Origin of the sequence: Chryseobacterium potabilaquae, from assembly GCF_902728265.1 — a bacterium.
In the GTDB taxonomy this organism is placed as follows: domain Bacteria; phylum Bacteroidota; class Bacteroidia; order Flavobacteriales; family Weeksellaceae; genus Chryseobacterium; species Chryseobacterium potabilaquae.
Genome location: NZ_CACVBR010000034.1, coordinates 36,054 through 43,186 on the forward strand (window position 1 = coordinate 36,054; position 7,133 = coordinate 43,186).

Sequence of the window (7,133 nt, forward strand, 5' to 3'; positions counted from 1 at the left end):
AATCACATGAAGAAAACAACCATTCTTTCTTTAGATGGTGGCGGAATAAGAGGAATTGTCACCTGTATTATTTTACGCTACATAGAAGAGCAATTACAATATCACGATAATCCCAATGCAAAACTGGGTGATTATTTTGACTTAGTTTCAGGAAGCAGTACAGGAGCATTAATTGCTTGCACGATCTTATGTCCTGATGAAAACCGAAAAGCAAAACATTCCATTCAAAAGGGGCTAGAATTATATGCTGAGAAAGGAGGCAGTATATTTCAGGTTTCTTTTTGGGAAAAATTGATCAATCCATTTGGATTATTGAACGAAAAAATTTCTCAGGAAACACTTGAAAAAAATTTAAATGACTTTTTTGGAAATTTAGAATTAAAAGAATTAATAAAACCATGCCTCATCACAAGTTATGATATAGAAAACAGAAGAGCCAAACTTTTTAACTCTTGCAAAGCAACTATAAGTACCGATAATTTTTATGTAAAAGATATCTGTCGAGCTACATCCGCAGCTCCTACTTACTTTAGCCCTGTACAAATAAAATCAATGTATGGGCAAATTTTCAGTCTAATAGACGGTGGAATGTTTGCCAATAACCCCGCATTATGTGCTTATGCTGAAGCAAGGAAAACACCTTTTGCCGAAATTTTAAAAAACCATCAAAAGGCCAATTATCCCACAGTAAATGACATGCTCATCATTTCTATTGGGACGGGCATAGAATCACGATCATATTCTTTTAAAAAATTAGAAAAATCAGGAAAAATAGGTTGGGTAAATCCTATCATTGATATTTTAATGTCTGCCAATGCAGAAACAGTGGATTATCAACTTTCTCAAATGTTTCAAACATTAGGGCAAAGAAACCAAAAGAACTACTATCGATTAAATCCATCCTTGAAAAATGCATCTCCCGCTATGGATAATGTAAGAAGGGCCAACATTGAAAATCTTATACAAGCGGGACTCAGCTATATTGACAATAATAGGCAAGTCTTGAATCAAATTGTCCAAAAACTCATAAAAAATAAGATATAAGTTTTTTTGCTTATAATCCATATATATAATATTAAAAGCTTATAATTTCCATGCTATTTTATCTACAAAATTTTATAAAATTCTTAAAAAGCGTCGAGTTTTGACGTTTACGTATCCTATTTTTGGGATAGAAGCAGAGAAATTGGTAGAAAAAAATATCAACAATTTGATTTAAATAGGCATCAATACTGAAATAATAAAATAGGGAAACACCTAATCGGCCTAGTAGCCACATAAGTGCTAAAACGACCAACTTTTTTGAATGTATGAATTTCTTATCCTAAATTAGGGAAGAAAACTAATGAAACAAATTTGGGATGATGAAGAATTAGTAAAATACTAGTCACTTAATTACCAAGAGCTGGAACTTCTTAAAACAAAACCACAAAAGCACCATTTGGCTTTTTGTATGCAATTGAAATATGGCCAGTATCATGGTGCTTTTCCTGAAGGTAAAAGAGAATTTCCCCAACTCCTTTACAATATGTTTCCGATCAGTTAGATATTTCCGATAATATATTTTCCTATAAGGGTTATCTTAAACAAAAGTACAAAAAGCATACTGAAAATTACGTAACATTATGTTTATACGTATTTTATAATTAAATTTTCTACATGGGAGAAAATGAAATACCAATCGGAAATATCTACAGAGATAATTTTTTAAGGAGTTTGTGACAAAAAAGGGGTTAGGGAAATGACTCAATTGTTTTAATTAAAGTAATAATTAGTTGATTTATTTTCCCGACGAAGCACTTAAAAATGTTTTAGATTTTGATCTTGAATAAAGTAAGATAAAAAATAAAGCATCATCTGCAAAATGAGATGATGTTTTCCAAACCATCAATAATTTTGTGCCTTTTTAGCAACTAATACAGGCTCAAAACTCCTTTCATCATTTCTTGGAACTTTAATTTCACACTCTTCAAAAGACGATTTTATTTTCTTACTGCCGTGTCCATTTCGGTAATTTCCAGAGATGGACTTTTGATGTTTCTCATTATCCCGGTTAGAATCCAACTCGGCATCAAGCATATGTTCTAACGCTCGTTTGTGTAGATCTTTAAAGAATGAGGTTAAATCTTTTCCATCTTGAAGGATTTGTAAAAATCCTTGTTGCTTAGTAAATCTTCTTTTTCAATCATAATTATCTAATGGTTAAAAATAATAAAAATTATTTCCGTAAAATTTTTTGAGCTTTAAGGGCTCATAAATTTAATATATGGTCAAAATTACCAAAAATATTCCCGTTATTCCCTCCTGTTTTTGATATGTTTAGCCGTTACGATTTTCAATCTTTCCTTCTAGATCCTCAATAATACCCATCAAGCAAAGGTAATACTGTTATTGACTATTTTACAGATTCTACAAAAAAGGGATGAAATAAGAAGTTTTAAATTTTTATAAAATCAACAAAGAACACCTTTCTATTTTATCATTTTCGAAATTACGACATTCTCAATTTAATTAAACAACTGAAAATCAGAGCAAATTGCATTTTCATCCTAATCCATAATATACATTATGTTAAGTGAGATGTAGTGTTTATTTTGTCCATATTCATTAAAAGCTTAATCAACTGGAAAGAAAAATGGTATAAGAAAGTTCATACCATTTAATTCAGATGCAAAAATTTTAAATAAAATTACCCTGTAAGGAGAATAAGACGATATGAACATTAAGTGTATCACTGTATGATGATATAAATATATATAACTTATTCTTGTTGGAAGGAAAAGTCAAGAATAATAGAACAAACCTGTGATAAGTATGTTTTATTCTAAAATAAATGATACTGATTTCAATATATTTCTCTAGGCTCTTTTGAAAATATCAATAGATTTTCTTACAGCTATCAAATATCCTAACAATTTGCCTCTTTACTAAATTTTTTCAGCGTTAAAAAATGCGAGTGTAACGCGGATAAAAAGCTCTTATTTTCAATGTAAGGCAAATTGAACTCTATGGCAGTCTTCTTCACAATAATAGAAATTTCTCCGTAATGTATATGGCAGACTTTAGGAAAGAGATGATGCTCGATCTGCCTATTCAATCCACCAAGGAAAAATGCCGCGAATTTATTATCCGTTGCAAAATTCGCCGTTGTACGCATCTGATGCTCTGCCCAAGCCTCTTCCATCCGGCCGTTTTCATTAGGTATAGGGAAAGTGGTATCTTCCACAACATGGGCCAACTGAAAAACAAGTCCCATTGTCAAGCCTTCGGCAATATGTAAAAACATAAAGCCTATTAGAAACTGCCACCAGCTTATATCCATTACCAAGAGCGGCAATATAATAAATAGAAAGTAATAAAGTGCTTTATAGAAAAATAAATTGAAATACTCCACCTTAGGGTGTTTGCTCTGGCGAGCACCAATTTTTTTCTTAAAAAATTTCACATAATCCTTACGAAAAACCCATGACAGTGAGGCCAAGCTATAAAGAGGAAAGGCATACCAATGCTGGTATTTCTGAATGCTATTCACTGTACCTTCTCTAGCAATACGGATCAATCCTGGTGCAACCTCAATATCCTCATCGTGCCCGGGAATATTTGTATACGAATGGTGAACCACATTGTGGGTAATGTTCCAAACGTACGGATTAGCGCCAATCAGATTAAAAATGAAACCAAATGCCTTATTCACTTTTTTATTACCGGAGAGCGCACCATGTATAGCGTCATGGCAAACATTGAACCCTACAAAAGCACTAAACATGCCTAGTACAGCAGCAAGCAGTAAGAGCATCCCGGCAGGGAACAAGCTTGTAATGATCACAAGGTAAATTCCGATGAACCCGGCAAGGAAAAATATAGTCTTGCCCCACATATGGACATTGGCATGTTGACTTAATTGATTTTGAATGAAAAACTGATCTACTCTACTCCTTATGGTTGTATAAAAATCAGAACCAGATGTGGATGGGAATTTTATTTTTTGTGACATAAAAATTATATTTGATCCCCTAACGCGAACAAACAGATATGCTAAATCGGGTGTTGTAATAAGAAGACTATTGAATTTTCCGGCATCTTGCCGGATGTATATAAATATAATGTATTAAACGTATTAATTGTTAGTTTATTGTAGCTGTATTTAACAATATAAATTTTAAGTTGTTATTCAACTAAATAACTGCATCCAGACGAATGTACAAATATGTCTTTACTCCCATTTGAAGGAGAAATAAATCCGAAGCCTTTTACTTCGTTAAAAAATTTTACTGGGCCTTGTTGCATTGTAATTATTATTAAAATTGTATATGATAATTTATGAATTTTACAGTTTTATTATTAAAATATCCCCACAGGGATGGTAAAACCTATTAGACTCTGGATTTTTTTTAAATCCATGTGCTCGTCCGCCGTGCAGAATGAAATTATCAAACCTTCACTTCCTGATTTTATCACTCTTCCACTTCTCTGAACATACGTTTGGGGAATTGTCGGAAGGTCATAATTAACTATATATAATAGTTGTCCTAAATTAATTCCCTTTGCTTCAATATCTGTAGTGATCAAAATTTGAATCTTTCCACTTCTGAAATTATCCAGCACCTCATTTTTATCGATCCTTCTTCTGTTTCCATGAATAAATCCCATACTGATCCCTGCTCTTTCAAGCTGTTCCACTAGCTCGTCAGCAATATATTTGCTATGTGTGAAAACAAGAACTTGCTCCATCTCGCGGTTTTTAAGCAGATCTATCAGTAATTCTGATTTATCTCTTTTTTCAACAAAATACACACATTGCGAAATGCTTTCTATCTCCACTGGTCCTGCCTCCGTTGAAATCTCTACAGGGTTTCTGAGGAATGTTGAGACAGCTTTTTTTACATAATCTGAAGTTTTTGTACCAAAGACCAGAGTCTGTATATTTTCAGGAATTAGTTTCTGTATATTTTTTATTCTATTATTTAATGTTTTTTCAAGCATTTTATCTGCACCATATAAAACCAGAATTTCTAATTGGGAAAAATTGATTGCCCTTTTTTCAACAATTTCCAGTAGTCCTTCGGGAGTCGCCACCAACAAATCTATTCTTCTTTGAAAGGCGGAAAGCTGACTTTCAGCCGATTCTTCAACATTAATGCGAAATTGTAAAAGAGAGAGGTATTTACTACACCACTTAATTCTTTCTTCAATCTCAACAGCCATTTCATTTGTAGAAGCAATTACCAACACCCTGATGTTAGTATGACCGGTAGGGTTTCTACCCAACAATTGTGATATGGAAATTGCAAATGCGGCTTTTTTTCCGCTTCCTTTCGGAGCAAATACCAGCAAATCTTTTCCTTCTAAAATACTGGGTATTATAGCATCCTGTATATCAGTGGGTTGTGAATATCCTACTTCCGTAACTGCGCGGATAATTGGATTGATTAATCGTAAATTTTTGAAACTTATCATACATTTTTGCAATTCCCGCTCTTTTTTCGGAAAGTACATTTCTAAAGAATTAATTACATGGGGTAAGGAATTAATATTAATTCTCAATGCTTCTCTCAAGCATAACTTTTTCCCTTAAATTAAATAGCTTAAAATAAAACCTGCTTTAGAGAAATTAGTTGATAATGAGGCAGGTGAAAAAGCAAAACTAAATGATAAAATCTGATTTAAATTATTGCATAATAGTAGAGATCTGCTTATAAATACTCGATAAAGCTACAATAAAACAATTTAACAAAAATATAATATAATTAACTGATTATCAAAAATATATTCATACCTTATGCATATAATCAAATTGTTTGCAACGTGCGGATGATTTTAAATTCCCAGCATATGCCAACTCCCGCAATCCATACACAGCCTTTCTCTCAAAAGTCAGATAATCATCAATCTTCTCAGGTCCGGATAGCCTATTTTATCATGATACACCATAAGCCTGAAACCTTTAAGGAAATGTTTGAGAAAATCTACAGCCGTGATCAGTTTTACCTGGTCCATATTGACAAGAAAGCAAAAGAAGAGTTTACTGAAGAAATTCAGATGTATCTGGTCGGTTTTCCCAATGTGTATATCCTGGAAAGCATGAGTATTGTCGCAGGAGGTTTCAGAATGATTCAGGCAGAGCTGAATGCGATGGAATATCTTCTGAACGTAAGCGGAGAATGGGATTATTTCATTAATTTAAGTGGTGAAGATTATCCACTCAAATCACAAAATATTATCCGCCAGTTTCTTACTTCCAATAACGGCAGGAACTACATTTTCTTTTATGACCAGAAATTTTACAGACCTGATACGTTCCAGAGGATACAAAATCATTTTACAGAACTTACTCATAAAATATCTTCCCTGATTTATAAAAGAGAGTTTATGGAGGGCGTTACCCCTTACATTGGAGGGAAATGGTTTATTTTCACTAAAAAAACCTGTGTTTTTCTGACCAACAATAAAAAGGTGATGGATTTTGAAGACTATTATTTGCATACCCTGCTACCGGCAGAATCATTCTTTCAGACCGTTTTGATGAATACTGTTTTTAAAGATATTATTGTCAATGATGATAAAAGGGCATCCCTTGAAAAAAAATATTTTAATAAAAATCAATATTATACTGAATTTATAGAAGCTCTCAAAACAAGTAATCAGCTTTTTATCAGAAAAGTAAATAATGAAACGAATCAAAACATCATTAAATACATTGATGAAACTTTTCTTCTCCCTTTAACCAATGTGGACGAGATAGCAAGAGAATTAAAGCAGGATGAGCGTGACAATAAGTGGTCTTAAAAAGCATCTTTTATTGGGTAATGATGGGCACAGAAAACCAATTTTATTAAGGCCTTTTAACTCTTTTAACATTCTAAGAATGTAGCATCCTTTTCCAGGGTGATATTGGCATTCCTAATATAGAATAAAGCAAAAAACGGTGAGTAATAGGCCCTTCTTAAAATATTTTTTTTTCTGAGTTCCAATTTGCTCTTTGGATACTTAGTTAATTTTTTCATCCGAGTTTTATTGTAAATCATGTTTCTTGATAATCTCTTTTTCAAAATATTTTTGTTGTGTTATAAGGGAAATAAGATATTGTCTTAAATCTTTTATCGTGATATTTTTCTCTTTCTCAGAAAAAAATA

General features: G+C 32.5%; 4 protein-coding genes and 2 pseudogenes. 2 read left to right on the forward strand and 4 right to left on the reverse strand.

The features are described from left to right. Window positions 1-6 precede the first annotated feature (6 nt). Window positions 7-1,044 carry a patatin-like phospholipase family protein gene (locus CHRY9293_RS14690; protein WP_162033666.1) on the forward strand — a complete coding sequence of 346 codons (1,038 nt, stop codon included), beginning with the start codon at window positions 7-9 and terminating at the stop codon, window positions 1,042-1,044. An 824-nt stretch (window positions 1,045-1,868) separates the two neighbouring features. Here CHRY9293_RS14690 and CHRY9293_RS19005 read toward each other — a convergent pair. The 4 genes and pseudogenes from CHRY9293_RS19005 to CHRY9293_RS14710 all read right to left on the reverse strand — a co-directional run. Then, window positions 1,869-2,189 (reverse strand): annotated as a pseudogene (locus tag CHRY9293_RS19005) (transposase); the annotation flags it as partial. A 719-nt stretch (window positions 2,190-2,908) separates the two neighbouring features. Continuing rightward, window positions 2,909-3,994: a fatty acid desaturase family protein gene (locus CHRY9293_RS14700; protein WP_162033667.1), complete on the reverse strand. Its 1,086-nt coding sequence runs from the start codon at window positions 3,992-3,994 to the stop codon at window positions 2,909-2,911. 194 nt (window positions 3,995-4,188) lie between these two features. Beyond that, window positions 4,189-4,287 (reverse strand): annotated as a pseudogene (locus tag CHRY9293_RS14705) (cold-shock protein); the annotation flags it as partial. A gap of 54 nt (window positions 4,288-4,341) precedes the next feature. Beyond that, window positions 4,342-5,457 (reverse strand): DEAD/DEAH box helicase, encoded by a 1,116-nt coding sequence (locus CHRY9293_RS14710; RefSeq protein WP_162033669.1) that lies wholly within the window; start codon window positions 5,455-5,457, stop codon window positions 4,342-4,344. 375 nt (window positions 5,458-5,832) lie between these two features. Here CHRY9293_RS14710 and CHRY9293_RS14715 point away from each other — a divergent pair, with 375 nt between their 5' ends. Then, window positions 5,833-6,786, forward strand: coding sequence for a beta-1,6-N-acetylglucosaminyltransferase (locus tag CHRY9293_RS14715; protein WP_162033670.1), 954 nt, complete (start codon window positions 5,833-5,835; stop codon window positions 6,784-6,786). Window positions 6,787-7,133 lie beyond the last annotated feature (347 nt).

Bases quoted from the DNA above. Each gene is read 5' to 3' on its own strand.
- CHRY9293_RS14715 (WP_162033670.1), top strand. From the start codon at position 5,833: ATGCCAACTCCCGCAATCCATACACAGCCTTTCTCTCAAAAGTCAGAT.
- CHRY9293_RS14710 (WP_162033669.1), bottom strand. From the start codon at position 5,457: ATGATAAGTTTCAAAAATTTACGATTAATCAATCCAATTATCCGCGCA.
- CHRY9293_RS14690 (WP_162033666.1), top strand. From the start codon at position 7: ATGAAGAAAACAACCATTCTTTCTTTAGATGGTGGCGGAATAAGAGGA.
- CHRY9293_RS14700 (WP_162033667.1), bottom strand. From the start codon at position 3,994: ATGTCACAAAAAATAAAATTCCCATCCACATCTGGTTCTGATTTTTAT.